Below are 16,842 nucleotides of genomic sequence, written 5' to 3'. Positions count from 1 at the left end.
GCGTGTGCGGACGTGTGCGGCGTCTCACGCGCCCCCGGGCCCGGGGGGAATGGGGGAGGGGTATCAGCTGGAGCGGCGCAGGGCCTCGGTCAGCCGGGCGGCCGCGTCGATGACGGCCTGGGCGTGCATGCGCCCCGGGTGGCGGGTCAGGCGCTCGATCGGCCCGGAGACCGATACGGAGGCCACCACGCGGTTCGAGGGGCCGCGCACCGGCGCCGAGACGGAGGCCACGCCGGGCTCCCGCTCGCCGATCGACTGCGCCCAGCCGCGACGCCGTACACCCGAGAGCGCCGTCGCCGTGAAGCGTGCGCCCTGCAGGCCGCGGTGGAGCCGCTCGGGCTCCTCCCAGGCCATCAGGATCTGCGCGGCCGAACCGGCCTTCATCGGGAGCGTGGAGCCCACCGGGACGGTGTCCCGCAGGCCCGACAGCCGCTCCGCGGCCGCCACGCAGATGCGCATGTCGCCCTGACGCCGGTAGAGCTGCGCGCTCTCTCCCGTCACGTCCCGGAGGTGGGTGAGCACCGGTCCGGCCGTGGCCAGCAGGCGGTCCTCGCCGGCCGCGGCGGCGAGTTCCGCCAGCCGCGGTCCGAGGATGAACCGGCCCTGCATGTCCCTCGCCACCATCCGGTGGTGTTCCAGTGCCACGGCAAGGCGATGTGCCGTGGGTCGTGCGAGCCCTGTCGCCGCGACCAGCCCGGCGAGGGTGGCCGGACCGGACTCCAGTGCGCTCAATACCAGAGCTGCCTTGTCGAGAACGCCGACGCCGCTAGAGTTGTCCATGAAACGATATTCGCGTCTCACACTGTGAAACGCAAGTTCAATTTTTCCAAGAACCAGCGAGTCTGTATGTGCGGGTCCACGAACCACTGGGTCCGAGCCGTCGTCCGGGACGTGGGGTACGGGCGATCAGGCGCACAAGATCTCTATCAAGCGCCGGCACAACCGGCCGGCCGGAGGGAAAGCGATGGGTAGGACACTCGCGGAGAAGGTCTGGGACGACCATGTCGTCCGGCGCGCCGAGGGCGAGCCCGATCTCCTCTTCATCGATCTGCACCTGCTGCACGAGGTGACCAGCCCCCAGGCCTTCGAGGGCCTGCGGCAGGCCGGCCGCAAGGTCCGGCGCCTGGACCTCACCATCGCGACCGAGGACCACAACACCCCCACCATCGACATCGACAAGCCGATCGCGGACCCGGTCTCCCGGGCCCAGCTGGAGACGCTGCGGTCGAACTGCGCCGAGTTCGGCGTGCGCCTGCACTCGCTGGGCGACGTCGAGCAGGGTGTCGTCCATGTCGTGGGACCGCAGCTGGGTCTGACCCAGCCGGGCACCACCGTGGTGTGTGGTGACTCGCACACCTCCACGCACGGCGCCTTCGGTGCGCTGGCGTTCGGCATCGGCACCAGCCAGGTCGAGCACGTGCTGGCGACCCAGACGCTGCCGCTGGCCCGCCCCAAGACGATGGCCATCACCGTCACCGGCGCGCTGGCCGAGGGCGTCACCGCCAAGGACCTGATCCTGGCGATCATCGCCAAGATCGGCACCGGCGGCGGCCAGGGCTACATCCTGGAGTACCGCGGTGAGGCCGTCGAGCAGCTGTCGATGGAAGCCCGCATGACCATCTGCAACATGTCGATCGAGGCCGGCGCCCGCGCGGGCATGATCGCCCCCGACCAGACCACCTTCGACTACCTCCAGGGCCGCGACCACGCCCCCGTGGGCGAGGACTGGGACGCGGCGGTCGCGTACTGGAAGACCCTGCGCACCGACGACGACGCCGTCTTCGACGCCGAGGTGGTCATCGACGGCACCACGCTGTCGCCGTTCGTCACCTGGGGCACCAACCCCGGCCAGGGCGCGCCCCTGTCGGCCAACGTCCCCGACCCTGCTTCGTACGAGGACGCTTCGGAGCGCAACGCCGCCGAAAAGGCCCTGGAGTACATGGGGTTGACCGCCGGACAGCCGCTGCGCGACATCAAGGTCGACACCGTCTTCGTAGGTTCCTGCACCAACGGCCGCATCGAGGACCTGCGCGCCGTCGCCGGGATCATCGAGGGCCGCAAAGTCGCCGAGGGCGTACGGATGCTGGTCGTCCCGGGCTCGGTCCGCGTCGCCCTGCAGGCCGTGTCGGAGGGCCTGGACAAGGTCTTCAAGGAGGCCGGCGCCGAATGGCGGCACGCGGGCTGCTCGATGTGTCTGGGCATGAACCCCGACCAACTGGCGCCCGGTGAGCGCTCCGCGTCCACCTCCAACCGCAACTTCGAGGGCCGGCAGGGCAAGGGCGGGCGCACCCACCTGGTGTCCCCGCAGGTGGCCGCCGCCACCGCGGTGCTGGGCCACCTGGCCTCGCCCGCCGACCTGGCTGGGTCGTCCGCCGCTACCGCGCCCGCAGGAGTCTGAGAACGATGGAAGCCTTCACCACCCACACCGGCCGGGCCGTCCCGCTGCGCCGCAGCAACGTCGACACCGACCAGATCATCCCGGCCCACTGGCTCAAGAAGATCACCCGCGACGGTTTCGAGGACGGGCTCTTCGAGGCCTGGCGCAAGGACCCGGAGTTCATCACCAACCGCCCCGAGCGCGCCGGCGTGACCGTCCTGGTCGCCGGCCCCGACTTCGGCACCGGTTCCTCGCGCGAGCACGCCGTCTGGGCCCTGCAGAACTTCGGCTTCAAGACGGTCATCTCCTCCCGCTTCGCCGACATCTTCCGCGGCAACTCGCTGAAGAACGGTCTGCTGACCGTGGTCCTGCCGCAGGAGACCGTCGAGCAGCTGTGGAAGCTGACCGAGGCCGACCCCACCGCCGAGATCACGGTCGACCTGGTCGACCGCCAGGTCCGAGCCGAAGGCGTCGTAGCGGAGTTCGAACTCGACGACAACGCCCGCTGGCGGCTGCTGGAGGGTCTGGACGACATCTCTCTCACCCTTCAGAACGAAGGGGACATCGCCACCTACGAAAGCGTCCGGCCGGCCTTCAAGCCGAGCACGATTCAGGCGTGATTCCAGCCTGATCAGCGCTTATTCGCCTTTGGGTGATCACATAGGCAACACTGTGCCCCCTGCCATCCGGCAGGGGGCACAGTCGTGTGTTGAGGCCCCGTGAGGCGACAACTCGCCCCAGATGGCACAATCTGTGCATGGAACGCGACAGTCAACTTGAGCTCTACGGACTTGTCGCCGACCGATTGAAAGAAGCACACACAAGGGTGCGCACACTGCAAGTCCCGGAGGGCGTAAGGATGGCGCTGTCCCGGAAGCTGTTGGTCGTCACGGCCGTGGCGAAGCATGATCTCGCCGACGCGGCAAGGCGCCTGGACAGGTTGATGAAGGACCTCGACGAGGGTCGATTCCCTGAAGGCGACTGATGCGAAGGAACTCCGTAACGGCCTACAACGTTGCGGCACTAGGGTGATAAGCCCGTTTCGTGTTTGATTTGCGGTATATATCCGCCTAACGTGCGAAATAAGCTTGAACACATTCGTTCTGGCGAAGTCTCCGAAGGGGAAGACGTGAACAAGGCGCAGCTCGTAGAAGCGATTGCCGACAAGCTGGGCGGCCGTCAGCAGGCCGCGGACGCCGTCGACGCGGTACTGGACGCCATCGTCCGCGCGACCGTCGCGGGCGACCGGGTCTCGGTCACGGGCTTCGGCTCGTTCGAGAAGGTCGACCGCCCGGCCCGTTACGCCCGCAACCCCCAGACGGGTGAGCGCGTCCGGGTCAAGAAGACCTCTGTTCCCCGCTTCCGTGCGGGCCAGGGCTTCAAGGACCTGGTCAGCGGCACCAAGAAGCTGCCCAAGGGCGGCGAGGTATCGGTGAAGAAGGCGCCCAAGGGCAGCCTCACCGGTGGTGCTTCGGCGACGGTCAAGAAGGCCGCCGCGAAGAAGGCCGCACCCGCGAAGAAGGCGGCTGCCGCGGCCAAGACCACGGTCGCGAAGAAGGCCACGGCCAAGAAGGTCACCGCCACCGCCAAGAAGACGGTCGCCAAGACCGCCGTGGCGAAGAAGGCCGCCCCCGCGGCCAAGAAGGCCACGGTCAAGAAGGCCGCGGCGACGGCGAAGAAGACCACCGCCACCGCGAAGAAGACCGCCCCGGCGGCCAAGAAGGCCACCGCTGCGACGAAGGCGCCCGCCAAGAAGACGGCGACGCGCAAGGCCACCGCGAAGAAGACCACCGCCCGCAAGACCAAGTAGGGCAACGAGTCACACACGCCGGGCCGGTTTCCCCACGGCGGGGAAGCCGGCCCGCGGTGCGTGCGAGAGGTCCGGCGTCAGAAGGTCTGCAGGGTGACCAGGGTGATCCGCAGGCCCGCGCCCTCGCCGTCCGTCTCGATCCGGACCCGCTGTCCGGGACGCAGCAGCCGCAGGCCGCCCGCGTCGAACGCCGGGGCCTCGAAGGGCACCGGGGTGCCGTCGTCCAGCAGCACACTGCCGCTGCGGGTCTGGGAGTCGTACGTGTACGCGGTCGCCTGCATACGGGCACTGTATCGGGCCGTATGACGCCCCACACCGAGGGCCAGGGCCGTGCGCAGATCCGCCCCCGTGTCCACGTCCCGGCGGATGCTCTCGACGCCGCAGAGGGCCATTTCCACGGCGCCCGAGGCCGAATGCCGGGCTCGTGAGGGGCCGCCGAACGAGGGCGCCAATTCCACGTCCGGAGCAGCGGAAAGCAGGGTCGTCCCGATTCCCGCCGCATCCGCCAGAAATGCCCGGGGAAATGCCGAAGCGGTTTCGAGCACGCGTAGCAATTCGGGTGGCCGCAGCGCCGGCAGATCCGCGTTCATGGCAGCCACCGCCGCCCCCGGCCGGCCCGCCCGTATCTCCCGCGCCCCATGGGCCAGCGCCGCGTTGAGCCCGGCCGCCGGGGAGTCCGGCACGATCCGGGCCCCCAGCCGCGCCAGTTCCGCCCCGGCCGCCCGATCGTCCGTGACGACCACCACATCCGCGACCGCCGCGCAGGCCAGCGCCCCCGCGACGGTGTCCAGCGCGAACGCCAGGGCGAGCCCCGGCCGGGACGCCCCCACGGCCGCCGCGAGGCGGCTCTTGGCCACCGCGAGCGGCTTCAGCGGGACCACCAGACTCCAGACGGCGTTCGTGACGGACCCCTTCCCTCCGGCACGCTCGCGCGCCGCTCAGACCATGTGCGGGTCATGGCCGGGTCATGCGGAGCCCCATTGTCACCTCATGCCGGGCGACCCGGGGTCTGGTCCGGGTGTCCGGGGCGTACGGTGTTCTCGACAGAGACCGGACCCGGGGCCACACTTGTCCGTCCCCGGGGTGCCCAAGCCGCGCACCGGTCCTAGAGGAAGGTGTCCGAGTGTCCCGCCGCAGAATCGGCTTCTGGTACCGCCTTGCGGCGGCCATCGCGAAACCGCCGCTGGTAGTGCTCTTCAGGCGGGACTGGCGGGGAATGGAACACATTCCGACCGAGGGCGGATTTATCACCGCCGTCAATCACAACTCGTATCTGGACCCGCTGTCCTACGCGCACTTCCAGTACAACACCGGCCGGGTGCCCCGATTGCTCGGCAAGGCGGCCCTCTTCGAGGTCCCCATTGTCGGAGCGATCCTGCGCGGTTCCGGCCAGATCCCCGTCTACCGGGAGTCCACCAACGCCCTGGACGCATTCCGGGCCGCCGTGGACGCGATCGAACGCGGCGAATGCGTGGCCTTTTACCCGGAAGGCACCCTCACCCGGGACCCGGACATGTGGCCGATGGCCGGCAAGACCGGCGCCGCCCGCGTGGCCCTGATGACCAGGGCCCCCGTCATTCCGGTGGCCCAGTGGGGCGCGAATCTCGCGATGCCGCCCTACGCCAAGGAGAACAAGGTCCGCCTGTTCCCGCGCAAAACCCTCCAGGTCCTCGCCGGGCCGCCCGTTGACCTCTCCGCGTACTACGACCGGGAACCCACCCCGGACGTGCTCAGGGAGGTCACCGAAGTCATCATGGCGGCCATCACCGGGCTGCTGGAGGAACTGCGGGGCGAGAGTGCGCCCCCGCAGCCGTACGACCATCGCAATGCCAGGGCGCAGCAGCGGCGCAAGGCCGCAGGGGAGGGCAACAAGTGACACGTCCCGTGAAGGCAGCCGTATTCGGAACCGGCTCCTGGGGCACGGCCTTCGCCATGGTCCTCGCCGACGCCGGCTGCGAGGTGGTCCTGTGGGGCCGCCGCCAAGAGCTCGTCGACGCCATCAACGGCGGCCGGACCAACCCGGACTATTTCCCCGACGTCGAACTCCCCGCGAACATCCGCGCCACCACCGACCCGGCCGAGGCCGCGGCCGGCGCCGACTTCACGGTCCTCGCCGTGCCCTCGCAGACCCTGCGCGGCAACCTCGCCGCCTGGGCCCCGCTGCTGGCACCCGAGACCGTGCTCGTCTCGCTGATGAAGGGCGTCGAACTCGGCACCGCCAAGCGGATGAGCGAGGTCATCGAAGAGGTGGCGAAGGTCCCGGCCGAGCGCATCGCCATCGTCACCGGCCCCAACCTGGCCGCCGAGATCGCGGCCCGGCAGCCGGCCGCCTCGGTGGTGGCCTGCGTGGACGAGGCCGCCGCCCAGCGCCTCCAGGCCGCCTGCCACACCCCGTACTTCCGCCCGTACACGAGCACCGACGTCATCGGCTGCGAGCTCGGCGGCGCCGTCAAGAACGTCATCGGCCTCGCCGTCGGCATCGCCGACGGCATGGGCCTCGGCGACAACACCAAGGGCTCGCTCATCACCCGCGGCCTCGCCGAAGCCACCCGCCTGGGCCTGGCGATGGGCGCCGACCCGCTCACCTTCTCGGGCCTCGCGGGCCTCGGTGACCTCGTCGCCACCTGCTCCTCTCCGCTCTCCAGGAACCACACCTTCGGCACCAACCTCGGCCGCGGGATGACCCTGGAGGAGACCATCGCGGTCACCAAGCAGACCGCCGAGGGCGTCAAGTCCTGCCAGTCCGTGGCCGATCTGGCCCGCCGCCACGGAGTGGACATGCCGATCACCGACACGGTCGTCGACATCGTCCACCACGGCAAGCCCACCCTGGTCGCGCTCAAGGAACTCATGGGACGCAGCGCCAAACCGGAACGGCGCTGACTGCTTTCCGGACGCACGAGCGGGTACCCTCGTGGCGATATGAGCAGCGAGAACCTCCCCCAGACCCCTGAGCAGCAGGGCCGCAAGCCCCGCGTGGCCGTCGTGTTCGGCGGCCGCAGCTCGGAACACGCCATTTCGGTCGTCACCGCGGGCGCCGTCCTGCGCTCCATCGACCGCTCCAAGTACGAGGTGCTGCCCATCGGCATCACCACGGACGGCCGGTGGGCGCTGACCGCCGACGAGCCCGCCCGGATGGCCATCTCCGGCGGCACGCTCCCGAACGTCGACCAGCTCGCGGACTCCGAGGACGGCGCCGTCGTGCTGTCCGTCGACCCGGCCAGCCGCGAGGTCGTCTACACCGAGCCGGGCGCCGTTCCCAAGGCCCTGGGCGAGGTCGACGTCGTCTTCCCCGTCCTGCACGGCCCGTACGGCGAGGACGGCACCCTCCAGGGCCTTCTGGAGCTCTCCGGCGTCCCGTACGTCGGCTCGGGCGTCCTCGCCTCGGCCGTCGGCCAGGACAAGGACTACATGAAGCGCGTCTTCACGTCCTTCGGACTGCGCGTCGGCCCGTACGTGACCATCCGCCCCCGCGAGTGGGAGAACGACCGCGAGGGCGCCCTCGCCCGCATCGCGGAGTTCGCCGGTGAGCACGGCTGGCCGCTGTTCATCAAGCCGGCCCGCGCCGGATCCTCGATCGGCATCACCAAGGTCGACGAGCCCGCCGGACTGGACGCCGCGATCCGCGAGGCCCGCCGCCACGACCCGAAGATCATCGTGGAGGCGCTGCTGCGCGGCCGCGAGATCGAGTGCGGGGTCCTGGAGTTCGAGGACGGACCGCGCGCGAGCGTGCCCGCCGAGATCCCGCCGGTCTCCAGCCACGACTTCTACGACTTCGAGGCGAAGTACATCGACTCCGCCTCCGGAATCGTGCCGGCCCCGCTCACCCCCGAGCAGACCGCCGAAGTCCAGAAGCTCGCGATCGAGGCCTTCGACGCCGCGTCCTGCGAGGGCCTGGTGCGTGCCGACTTCTTCCTCACCGAGGACGGCACCTTCGTCATCAACGAGATCAACACCATGCCGGGCTTCACGCCGATCTCCATGTACCCGCTGATGTGGCAGAAGTCGGGCATCGAGTACCCGGAGCTGGTGGACCGCCTGATCCAGGCCGCCCTGCGCCGCTCCACCGGACTGCGCTAGCCCCGGGAACGAAGCCGCACACGGAAGAGGACCGCCCGCCGCCCCCTCACACGAGGAAGGTGGTGGGCGGTCGTCGTCCGCGCGGGCGGGTCCGGGAAGGTCAGGAAGACGAGATGCCCACCGGAACGGTCTTGGCGATCGCGGCGGACAGGCCCACCAGCATCCCCGCATCCGTGGCATGCTCCTTGTCGACCAAGACCTCCGTGTACGCCAGCCGCAGCCCGGTGGTGAACCGGACCCCGCCGTCGTCCAGCCGCTCCACGAGCCAGCCGACACCGTTCACCTCGATGCCGTCCTGCTTCGGATCCAGCATCTTCACGGGTTTGCCGACACCGCACCGCAGTACGATCGCCGAGCCGCCCCACGCGGCGGTCAGGTCGGACTCCGGCACGGTCGAGGACCGGTCCAGCTTCGCCACCGTCCCGGGGAGCTCTTTGTGCAGCGCCGCACAGAGACCCGCGACGTCGGCGGGCGGAGCGGACGGCGGTTCCACCCGGGCCCCGGACTCACCCGGGGCGCAGCCCGCGAGGGCCGCCGGAGCGGCGGCCAGCGCGGTCAGTGCGGCGAGCAGAGAGAAGGGCCGGCGGTGTCGTGACATCACCGGCCAAGAGTAGACGGGGGCTACAGATGGACGACCGGGCAGGTCAAGGTGCGGGTGATCCCCTCCACCTGCTGGACCTTGGCCACGACCATGCGGCCGAGGTCGTCCACGGTGTCGGCCTGGGCGCGCACGATCACGTCGTACGGGCCCGTCACGTCCTCGGCCTGGATCACCCCCGCGATCTGCGCGATGGACTCGGCGACGAACGACGCCTTGCCCACCTCGGTCTGGATGAGGATGTACGCCTGTACCACGGAACCTCCAGGGCGGCCACGAGGATCATTTCCCCTACCCTTCGGGTGGGCCCGGGGATGACGGGTGGGCCCGGGGAAGAAGGGACGCCACGGTACCGCGTCGCCGAGCGCCGCGGGGAGACCCGCGGGTCCGGCCGCGCGCAGGGCGGGGCGTACGGAGAGCAGAAGTTGACGTATCTGTTGACGGTACCCAGAGCTGTGACGGCTCGCGACCGCAAGCGGACTGGGCAAGAAGGGGCACAGCGATGAAGGGCACTGTGGGCGAGCTGGGGGAGTTCGGGCTCATTCGGGAGCTCACCTCACGGCTCACCACCACCCCGGCGGTCCGGGTCGGCCCGGGCGACGACGCCGCGGTGGTGTCGGCCCCCGACCGGCGGGTCGTGGCGAGCACGGACATCCTGCTGGAGGGCAGGCACTTCCGGCGCGACTGGTCCACGGCCTACGACGTCGGCCGCAAGGCCGCCGCGCAGAACCTCGCCGACATCGCCGCCATGGGCGCGGTGCCGACGGCGCTGCTCCTCGGCCTCGTCGTCCCGGCCGAGCTGCCGGCCACCTGGCCCACCGAGCTGATGGACGGCATCCGCGACGAATGCCAGGTCGCCGGCGCGGCCGTGGTCGGCGGCGACGTGGTCCGCGGCGACATCATCACCGTGGCCATCACCGCGCTGGGCGACCTGCGCAACCACGAACCCGTGCTGCGCTCCGGCGCCCAGCCCGGCGACGTCGTGGCCGTGACCGGCTGGCTCGGCTGGTCCGCGGCCGGCTTCGCGGTGCTCTCGCGCGGCTTCCGCTCGCCGCGGGCCTTCGTCGAGGCCCACCGGCGCCCCGAGCCGCCGTACCACGCGGGCCCCGCCGCCGCCGGACTCGGCGCCACCGCCATGACCGACGTCAGCGACGGCCTGATCGCGGACCTCGGGCACATCGCCGAGGCCAGCAAGGTACGGATCGACCTGCGCTCGGCGGCCGTCGACATCCCGACGCAGATGCACGACATCGGGCAGGCCGTCGGCGTGGACCCGCTCCAGTGGGTCCTGACCGGGGGAGAGGACCACGCGATCGTCGCCACCTTCCCGCCGGACGTGAAGCTCCCGGCCCGCTGGAAGGTCATCGGCGAGGTCCAGAACCGCTCCGCCCTGCCCCAGGTGACCGTCGACGGAGCCCCCTGGGCCTCCACCGGCGGCTGGGACCACTTCGGCGGGGACGCGGCCGCGGAGGACACCCCGCGATGAGTGGGATGCCCGTACCCCGCCCGCACCCGCCGCTGTGCCTGACCGTCGCCGGATCCGATTCCGGCGGCGGCGCGGGCATCCAGGCCGACCTCAAGACGATGCTGGCGCTCGGGGTCCACGGCATGAGCGTGGTGACCGCTGTGACCGCGCAGGACTCGCTGGGCGTCAAAGGCGTCTGGGAGCTGCCCGCGGAGGCCGTGAAGGGCCAGTACAGGGCCGTGGTGGACGATATCGGCGTCCAGGCCGTCAAGACGGGCATGCTGTCCTCCGCCGCCCTCGTGGAGACCGTGGCCGAGCTGCTCGCCGCGACCGCCGCCCCGGCCGTCGTGGACCCCGTCGGCGTCTCCAAGCACGGGGACGCGCTCCTCGCCGCCACCGCGCTGGACGCCGTACGCAAAGAACTGCTGCCCCGGGCCACCGTGGCCACGCCGAACCTGGACGAGGTGACCCAGCTCACCGGAGTCGTCGTGGAGAGCGAGGACGACATGCGCCGGGCCGCCGACGCGGTCCTCGCGTACGGGCCCGCGTGGGCGCTGATCAAGGGCGGCCACCTCGCCGCCCACGGCGACGAGGCCGTGGACCTCCTGACCGACGGCACCGACGAACGCTGGCTGCGGGCCCCCCGCCACGACAACCGGCACACCCACGGCACCGGCTGCACGCTCGCCAGCGCGATCGCCGCGGGCCTGGCCAAGGGCCGGACCGTCCCGGAGGCCGTCGCCGAGGCCAAGGAGTACGTCACCGGTGCCATCGCCGCCGGGTTCGCCCTCGGCGCGGGCATCGGACCGGTGGACCACGCCTGGCGGTGGCGCTGAACCCGGCCCGTGCCGGAACGCGTGCCGAAACGCCTGTAGGGCCTGCTCCGCCCCGTGGATCACGGGATGGAGCAGGCCCTACAGGTTTGATCATGTTCGATCAGGCAAAGCAAGAGGCCGGTCCACCAGGTGGACCGGCCTTCTCAGCAACCGGAAAGGGCTGCGCTACGACGGAAGGCGTCAGCGCGAGACCTTGCCGGCCTTGATGCACGAGGTGCAGGCGTTGAGGCGCTTCGGCGTCCCATTGACCACGGCACGGACACGCTGGATGTTCGGGTTCCAGCGACGCGAGGTGCGGCGGTGCGAGTGGGAAATGCTGTTGCCGAAGCTCGGCCCCTTGGCGCAAACGTCGCAGTTGGCAGCCACAGGTCACTCCAAAGACTTCAGATGCACTTACAGTGAATCCCGGCGCACCGGTATCAGAGATCTGAAGTGGTTTGCCGGGGGGAATGGCCCGACTCTCATCGGGCAACCGGAGCAGCATACAACGACTGCCTCGGTCCAAGAAAACTACCATGTCCACGGCCGCCCCCGCCCCGGGGTCCCGCCCGCCCGGCAGTCCTTCGTTACCCTGCGGTGAACCCTGGCCCGCACAAGGAGGAACGCCCGGTGGCGCACCAGCCTCAGCCGTACCCCCTGAACGCCGAAGCGGTACGCACCTGGAGCTCGCTGGCCCTGGCCGCACTGGGCCGCGCCCGCGAGGACATCGACGCGATCAACGTCTATCCCGTCGCCGACGCGGACACCGGCACCAACCTCTACCTGACCGCCGAATCGGCCGACCGCGAGCTCGGGGACCTCCTCGACGCAGTGACGGACGGCACAGCGGCGACCTCCCTCCCCGAGGCCGTCCGGGCCTTCGCGCACGGCGCCCTGATAGGCGCCCGGGGCAACTCCGGGACGATCCTCGCGCAGCTGCTGCGCGGAGTGGCCGACGTACTCGGCGACGAGAACGCCGGACGCGATCCCGCACGGCTGCTCGCGCAGGCGCTGACCCGGGCCGCCGAGGAGGCGTACCGGGCCGTCGCGCACCCGGTGGAGGGCACCATGCTCACCGTCGCCACCGCCGCCGCCCAAGCCGCCGAGACCGCCGCCCGCGCCGCCGGGACCGCAGCCGACGTGGCCGGGGCCGCCTACGACGGAGCCCGCGCGGCCCTCGCCGAAACCCCGGGGCAACTGGCCGTACTGGGCCGGGCCGGAGTGGTCGACGCCGGGGGCTGCGGACTGGTCGCCGTACTCGGGGCCCTGTGGCAGGCGCTGTCCGGGCGGGAGCCGGCCCCCGAGCCGGTACGCGGCCGGGCCGTGCCCGTCCCGAGGCCGCAGGAGCCCTGCCCCGAGGAGCACGGCGGACCCGCCTACGAGGTGATCTACCTGCTGGAGGCCGCCGAGACCGAAGTCGACCGGCTGCGCAACCGGCTCGACGCCCTCGGCGACTCCCTCGTGGTGGTCGGCGGCGACGGGCTCTGGAACGTCCACGTCCACGTCGACGACCCCGGCGCGGCCGTGGAGGCCGGGGTGGACGCCGGGCGGCCGTACCGGATCCGCATCACGCACTTCGGCGACGAACGCCGCCGGGCCCGCGGCGAACGCTCCCAGCGCGCGGTCGTCGCCGTGGTCCAGGGCGAGGGGCTGGCCGGGCTGTGCGGAGAGGCGGGCGCCACCACCCTGCTCGCCCGGCCCGGAGAACCGCCGGCCATCGCCGAACTGGCCGACGCCATCCGCGAGGCGCACGCCCGCGAGGTCGTCCTGCTCCCGAACGGCGCCGAACTGCGCGCGGTCGCGGCGGCCGCCGCCCAGCAGGCGCGCACCGAAGGCGTACGGGTCGCCGTGATCCCCACCCGCTCCGAGGTCCAGGGCCTGGCCGCGCTCGCCGTGCACGACCCGGACGGCACCTTCGACGAGGACGTGGTCGCCATGACGGCGGCCGCCGGAGCCACCCGCTACGGCGAACTCGCCATCGCCGAACGGCAGTCCTTCACCTCGGCCGGCATCTGCCAGGCCGGCGACGTGCTCGGGCTCATCGACGGCGACATCGCCGTCATCGGCACGGGCCTGGCCGAAACCGCCGAGGCCGTCCTGGCCCGCATGCTCGGATCCGGCGGCGAACTCGTCACCCTGGTCCTGGGCCCCGAGGTTCCGGACGAGCTGGCCGAGCGCCTGGAGGCGTACGTCCAGCACGGCCACCTCGCCGTGGACACCGTCACCTATCAGGGCGGCCGCTGGTCGGCGCCGCTGCTCATCGGGGTGGAATAGCCGGGTTGTCGGCGCGATGGTGTGCAATGGAACACGTGCCCGCGCTCGACGAAGACCTCAAGAAGACCCTCGGCCCCGCCACCGCGAAGGTGCTGGCCGAGCAGCTCGGCCTGCACACGGCCCTGGACCTGCTCCACCACTACCCCCGGCGGTACGCGGAGCGCGGCGAGCTGACCTCGCTGGCCGAACTCGCCGACCAGATCGACGAACACGTCACGGTGGTCGCGCAGGTCGCCGACGCGCGGCTGCTGACGTACCAGGGCAGCCGGGGCGGCGGGAAGCGCCTCGAAGTCACCATCACCGACGGCAGCGGACGGCTCCAGCTCGTCTTCTTCGGCTCCGGCGTCCACAAACCGCACAAGGAACTGCTGCCCGGCAGCCGCGCGATGTTCGCGGGCAAGGTCGGCATGTTCAACCACAAGCTCCAGCTCGCCCACCCCGCCTACGAGCCGCTCGGCGAGGACGCCTCCGACCGGGACGCGGCCGCCGCCTTCGCGAGCCAGCTCATCCCGATCTACCCGGCCTGCGCCAAGCTGGAGTCCTGGAAGATCGCCAAGTGCCTGGACGCGGTGCTCCCCACGGCCCAGGAGGTCGTCGACCCGCTGCCGCCGGCCCTGCGCGAGGACCGCGGACTGGTCCCGCTCACCGAGGCCCTGCTGAAGATCCACCGCCCGGTCACCAAGGCCGACATCGAGGACGCCCGCGGCCGCCTCAAATGGGACGAGGCCTTCGTCCTCCAGGTCGCCCTGGCCCGCCGCCGGCACGCCGACTCCCAGCTCCCGGCCGTACCCCGGCGTCCCACCCCCGGCGGCCTCCTCGAATCCTTCGACGCCAAGCTCCCCTTCACCCTCACCGAAGGCCAGCGGACCGTCTCCAAGGAGATCTTCGACGACCTCGCCACCGACCACCCCATGCACCGCCTCCTCCAGGGCGAAGTCGGAAGCGGGAAGACGATGGTCGCGCTGCGGGCCATGCTCGCCGTCGTCGACTCCGGCGGGCAGGCCGCCATGCTGGCCCCCACCGAGGTGCTCGCGCAGCAGCACCACCGGTCCATCACCGAGATGATGGGCGAGCTCGCCGAGGGCGGCATGCTCGGCGGCTCCGACCGGGGCACCAAGGTGGTGCTGCTCACCGGCTCGATGGGGATGCCCGCCCGCCGTCAGGCGCTGCTCGACCTGATCACCGGGGAGGCCGGGCTCGTCATCGGCACGCACGCCCTGATCGAGGACAAGGTGCAGTTCCACGACCTCGGCCTGGTCGTCGTCGACGAACAGCACCGCTTCGGCGTGGAACAGCGCGACGCCCTGCGCTCCAAGGGCAAGCAGCCCCCGCACCTGCTCGTCATGACGGCCACCCCGATCCCGCGCACGGTCGCCATGACCGTCTTCGGCGATCTGGAGACCTCCGTACTGGACCAGCTCCCCGCCGGCCGCTCCCCGATCGCCACGCACGTGGTGCCGGCCAAGGACAAGCCGCACTTCCTGGCCCGGGCCTGGGAGCGGGTCCGCGAGGAAGTGGAGAACGGCCACCAGGCGTACGTGGTCTGCCCGCGCATCGGCGACGGGGAGGACGAGAACGGCAAGGGCGCCAAGGGAGCGAAGGGCGCCAAGAAGAAGGCGGCCGAGGACGACGGCGACCGGCGGCCCCCGCTCGCGGTGCTGGAGATCGCCGAGCAGCTCACCCGGGGCCCGCTCGCGGGACTGTCCGTCGAGGTGCTGCACGGGCGGATGGACCCCGCCGACAAGGACGACGTCATGCGCCGCTTCACCGCGGGCGAGGTCAAGGTGCTGGTCGCCACCACCGTCATCGAGGTCGGGGTGAACGTCCCGAACTCCACCGTCATGGTGATCATGGACGCGGACCGCTTCGGCGTCTCCCAGCTCCACCAGCTCCGCGGCCGCGTCGGCCGCGGCTCCGCCCCGGGACTGTGCCTGCTGGTCAGCGAGATGCACGAGGCCAGCCCCGCCCGGGCCCGGCTCGCGGCCGTCGCCGCCACCCTGGACGGCTTCGAGCTCTCCCGCATCGACCTGGAGCAGCGCCGCGAGGGCGACGTGCTCGGCCAGGCCCAGTCCGGAGTGCGCTCCTCGCTGCGGATGCTCGCGGTCATCGAGGACGAGGAGGTCATCACCCAGGCCCGGGAGGAGGCCACCCGCGTGGTCGCCGCGGACCCCGAGCTCACGGAGCTGCCGGGGCTGCGGACCGCCCTGGACGCCCTGCTGGACACCGAGCGCGAGCAGTACCTGGAGAAGGGGTGACGGGCACGACCTATCGTTGAAGCCCTGCACCATCCTCCGCCCCGCCCACCGAAGGACCCCAGATGACCCGCGTGATCGCCGGAAGCGCCGGCGGGCGACGCCTCGCCGTACCGCCCGGCACCGGCACCCGCCCCACCTCGGACCGGATGCGCGAGGGTCTCTTCTCCACCTTGGAGTCGCTGCACGGAGTCGAGGGGGCCCGCGTCCTCGACCTCTACGCCGGTTCCGGCGCCGTCGGCCTGGAGGCGCTCTCCCGCGGCGCGGACCACGCGCTGCTGGTCGAGCCCGACGCCAAGGCCGCCAAGGCGATCAAGGACAACATCAAGTCGGTCGGCCTGCCCGGCGCCGAATTCCGGTCCGGCAAGGCCGAGCAGATCGCGGCCGGCGCCGCGCACGGGGAGCCGTACGACGTGGTCTTCCTGGACCCGCCGTACGAGGTGGAGCACGCCGACCTCTGCGAGATCCTCCTCACACTCCGGTCCAATGGCTGGCTCACCGACGACGCGCTCGTCACCGTGGAGCGCAGGACCCGCAGCGGGGCCTTCCCGTGGCCGGACGGCTTCGAGCCGCTGCGCTCCAGGAAGTACGGCGAGGGCACCCTTTGGTACGGTCGCGCCGCCTCCATCAGCGAAGAGTCATGAAGCCCGCACCCGGGAACGAGGGAATGCAGTTGCGCCGCGCCGTCTGTCCGGGGTCGTTCGACCCCATCACCAACGGACACCTCGACATCATCGGCAGGGCCTCGCGGCTCTACGACGTGGTCCACGTCGCCGTGATGATCAACCAGTCCAAGCAGGGGCTCTTCACCGTCGAGGAGCGGATCGAGCTGATCCGCGAGGCGACCGCCGGCTACGGGAACATCGTGGTCGAGTCCTTCCACGGGCTCCTCGTCGACTACTGCAAGCAGCGCGAGATCCCGGCCATCGTCAAGGGCCTGCGCGCCGTCAGCGACTTCGACTACGAGCTGCAGATGGCCCAGATGAACATGGGCCTGTCGGGCGTCGAGACGCTCTTCGTCCCGACCAACCCCACCTACAGCTTCCTGTCCTCCTCCCTGGTCAAGGAAGTGGCGGCCTGGGGCGGGGACGTGGCCCACCTGCTGCCCGCACACGTGCACGCGGCGCTGCTGGAGCGCCTGCCCCGGCGCTGAGCCCGGCCGCCGGCGCCC

At 71.2% G+C, this 16,842-nt stretch carries 17 protein-coding genes and 1 pseudogene; 13 read left to right on the top strand and 5 right to left on the bottom strand.

All coding sequences use genetic code 11. From position 1 onward, the window contains the following. Positions 1–63 precede the first annotated feature (63 nt). Positions 64–780, bottom strand: coding sequence for an IclR family transcriptional regulator NdgR (gene ndgR / locus OG276_RS10085; protein ID WP_112450208.1), 717 nt, complete (start codon positions 778–780; stop codon positions 64–66). A 184-nt stretch (positions 781–964) separates the two neighbouring features. Here ndgR and leuC point away from each other — a divergent pair, with 184 nt between their 5' ends. From leuC to OG276_RS10065, 4 genes are all read left to right on the top strand, one after another. Continuing rightward, positions 965–2,398 (top strand): 3-isopropylmalate dehydratase large subunit, encoded by a 1,434-nt coding sequence (gene leuC / locus OG276_RS10080; RefSeq protein WP_266904114.1) that lies wholly within the window; start codon positions 965–967, stop codon positions 2,396–2,398. 5 nt (positions 2,399–2,403) lie between these two features. Next, entirely contained in the window at positions 2,404–2,997 is a 594-nt protein-coding gene (leuD, locus tag OG276_RS10075) for a 3-isopropylmalate dehydratase small subunit (protein WP_266904113.1), read from the top strand. A gap of 137 nt (positions 2,998–3,134) precedes the next feature. Then, entirely contained in the window at positions 3,135–3,362 is a 228-nt protein-coding gene (locus OG276_RS10070; protein WP_243337737.1) for a hypothetical protein, read from the top strand. A 144-nt stretch (positions 3,363–3,506) separates the two neighbouring features. Then, positions 3,507–4,187, top strand: a complete 681-nt coding sequence (locus OG276_RS10065; protein ID WP_266904112.1) for an HU family DNA-binding protein — start codon at positions 3,507–3,509, stop codon at positions 4,185–4,187. 284 nt (positions 4,188–4,471) lie between these two features. Here the strand turns inward: OG276_RS10065 and cofC are convergent. Continuing rightward, a pseudogene (gene cofC / locus OG276_RS10060) lies at positions 4,472–5,071 on the bottom strand (2-phospho-L-lactate guanylyltransferase); the annotation flags it as partial. A gap of 239 nt (positions 5,072–5,310) precedes the next feature. Between cofC and OG276_RS10055 the strand changes: the two are divergent. From OG276_RS10055 to OG276_RS10045, 3 genes are read left to right on the top strand one after another with little or no spacing between them, the layout of a single operon-like run. Further along, the gene (locus tag OG276_RS10055) at positions 5,311–6,063 is read left to right on the top strand and encodes a 1-acyl-sn-glycerol-3-phosphate acyltransferase (protein ID WP_266904111.1); all 753 of its coding nucleotides are present in this window, start codon (positions 5,311–5,313) and stop codon (positions 6,061–6,063) included. Continuing rightward, positions 6,060–7,070, top strand: coding sequence for an NAD(P)H-dependent glycerol-3-phosphate dehydrogenase (locus OG276_RS10050; protein WP_266904110.1), 1,011 nt, complete (start codon positions 6,060–6,062; stop codon positions 7,068–7,070). The genes OG276_RS10055 and OG276_RS10050 overlap by 4 nt, the downstream gene beginning before the upstream one ends. Positions 7,071–7,109: 39 nt before the next feature. Continuing rightward, a complete protein-coding gene (locus tag OG276_RS10045; protein ID WP_266904109.1) occupies positions 7,110–8,267 on the top strand; it encodes a D-alanine--D-alanine ligase family protein in 1,158 nt (385 codons plus the stop codon). A gap of 100 nt (positions 8,268–8,367) precedes the next feature. On the opposite strand, the gene OG276_RS10040 is transcribed toward OG276_RS10045, so the two are convergent. Continuing rightward, positions 8,368–8,865, bottom strand: coding sequence for a DUF3515 domain-containing protein (locus OG276_RS10040; RefSeq protein ID WP_266912665.1), 498 nt, complete (start codon positions 8,863–8,865; stop codon positions 8,368–8,370). 23 nt (positions 8,866–8,888) lie between these two features. Continuing rightward, a complete protein-coding gene (locus tag OG276_RS10035) occupies positions 8,889–9,122 on the bottom strand; it encodes an Lrp/AsnC ligand binding domain-containing protein (protein WP_112450218.1) in 234 nt (77 codons plus the stop codon). A gap of 245 nt (positions 9,123–9,367) precedes the next feature. Between OG276_RS10035 and OG276_RS10030 the strand changes: the two genes are divergently transcribed. Together OG276_RS10030 and thiD are read left to right on the top strand one after the other, a co-directional pair. Beyond that, the gene (locus OG276_RS10030) at positions 9,368–10,351 is read left to right on the top strand and encodes a thiamine-phosphate kinase (RefSeq protein WP_266904108.1); all 984 of its coding nucleotides are present in this window, start codon (positions 9,368–9,370) and stop codon (positions 10,349–10,351) included. Then, positions 10,348–11,166: a bifunctional hydroxymethylpyrimidine kinase/phosphomethylpyrimidine kinase gene (thiD, locus tag OG276_RS10025; protein WP_266904107.1), complete on the top strand. Its 819-nt coding sequence runs from the start codon at positions 10,348–10,350 to the stop codon at positions 11,164–11,166. The genes OG276_RS10030 and thiD overlap by 4 nt, the downstream gene beginning before the upstream one ends. Positions 11,167–11,346: 180 nt before the next feature. On the opposite strand, the gene rpmB is transcribed toward thiD, so the two are convergent. Further along, complete coding sequence (rpmB, locus tag OG276_RS10020; protein WP_073911113.1) at positions 11,347–11,532, bottom strand: 50S ribosomal protein L28; 186 nt, start codon at positions 11,530–11,532, stop codon at positions 11,347–11,349. A 243-nt stretch (positions 11,533–11,775) separates the two neighbouring features. Between rpmB and OG276_RS10015 the strand changes: the two genes are divergently transcribed. The 4 genes from OG276_RS10015 (at position 11,776) to coaD (ending at position 16,824) form a co-directional block, all read left to right on the top strand. Continuing rightward, the gene (locus OG276_RS10015; RefSeq protein ID WP_266904106.1) at positions 11,776–13,419 is read left to right on the top strand and encodes a DAK2 domain-containing protein; all 1,644 of its coding nucleotides are present in this window, start codon (positions 11,776–11,778) and stop codon (positions 13,417–13,419) included. Between the two features lie 26 nt (positions 13,420–13,445). Further along, positions 13,446–15,674, top strand: coding sequence for an ATP-dependent DNA helicase RecG (gene recG / locus OG276_RS10010; protein ID WP_266904105.1), 2,229 nt, complete (start codon positions 13,446–13,448; stop codon positions 15,672–15,674). 62 nt (positions 15,675–15,736) lie between these two features. Continuing rightward, positions 15,737–16,315 (top strand): 16S rRNA (guanine(966)-N(2))-methyltransferase RsmD, encoded by a 579-nt coding sequence (gene rsmD / locus OG276_RS10005; RefSeq protein ID WP_266904104.1) that lies wholly within the window; start codon positions 15,737–15,739, stop codon positions 16,313–16,315. A gap of 29 nt (positions 16,316–16,344) precedes the next feature. Then, positions 16,345–16,824, top strand: coding sequence for a pantetheine-phosphate adenylyltransferase (gene coaD, locus OG276_RS10000; protein WP_266912663.1), 480 nt, complete (start codon positions 16,345–16,347; stop codon positions 16,822–16,824). Positions 16,825–16,842 lie beyond the last annotated feature (18 nt).

The sequence above is a fragment of the Streptomyces sp. NBC_00086 genome (assembly GCF_026343255.1).
Taxonomy (GTDB): Bacteria; Actinomycetota; Actinomycetes; order Streptomycetales; family Streptomycetaceae; genus Streptomyces.
Note: the sequence above shows the minus strand (reverse complement) of the source record. Positions and strands in the feature narration are given on the sequence as shown.

Coding starts and splice junctions, on each gene's coding strand:
- ndgR (WP_112450208.1), bottom strand. CDS start 780: ATGGACAACTCTAGCGGCGTCGGCGTTCTCGACAAGGCAGCTCTGGTA.
- leuC (WP_266904114.1), top strand. CDS start 965: ATGGGTAGGACACTCGCGGAGAAGGTCTGGGACGACCATGTCGTCCGG.
- leuD (WP_266904113.1), top strand. CDS start 2,404: ATGGAAGCCTTCACCACCCACACCGGCCGGGCCGTCCCGCTGCGCCGC.
- OG276_RS10070 (WP_243337737.1), top strand. CDS start 3,135: ATGGAACGCGACAGTCAACTTGAGCTCTACGGACTTGTCGCCGACCGA.
- OG276_RS10045 (WP_266904109.1), top strand. CDS start 7,110: ATGAGCAGCGAGAACCTCCCCCAGACCCCTGAGCAGCAGGGCCGCAAG.
- OG276_RS10040 (WP_266912665.1), bottom strand. CDS start 8,865: ATGTCACGACACCGCCGGCCCTTCTCTCTGCTCGCCGCACTGACCGCG.
- OG276_RS10030 (WP_266904108.1), top strand. CDS start 9,368: ATGAAGGGCACTGTGGGCGAGCTGGGGGAGTTCGGGCTCATTCGGGAG.
- thiD (WP_266904107.1), top strand. CDS start 10,348: ATGAGTGGGATGCCCGTACCCCGCCCGCACCCGCCGCTGTGCCTGACC.
- recG (WP_266904105.1), top strand. CDS start 13,446: ATGGAACACGTGCCCGCGCTCGACGAAGACCTCAAGAAGACCCTCGGC.
- rsmD (WP_266904104.1), top strand. CDS start 15,737: ATGACCCGCGTGATCGCCGGAAGCGCCGGCGGGCGACGCCTCGCCGTA.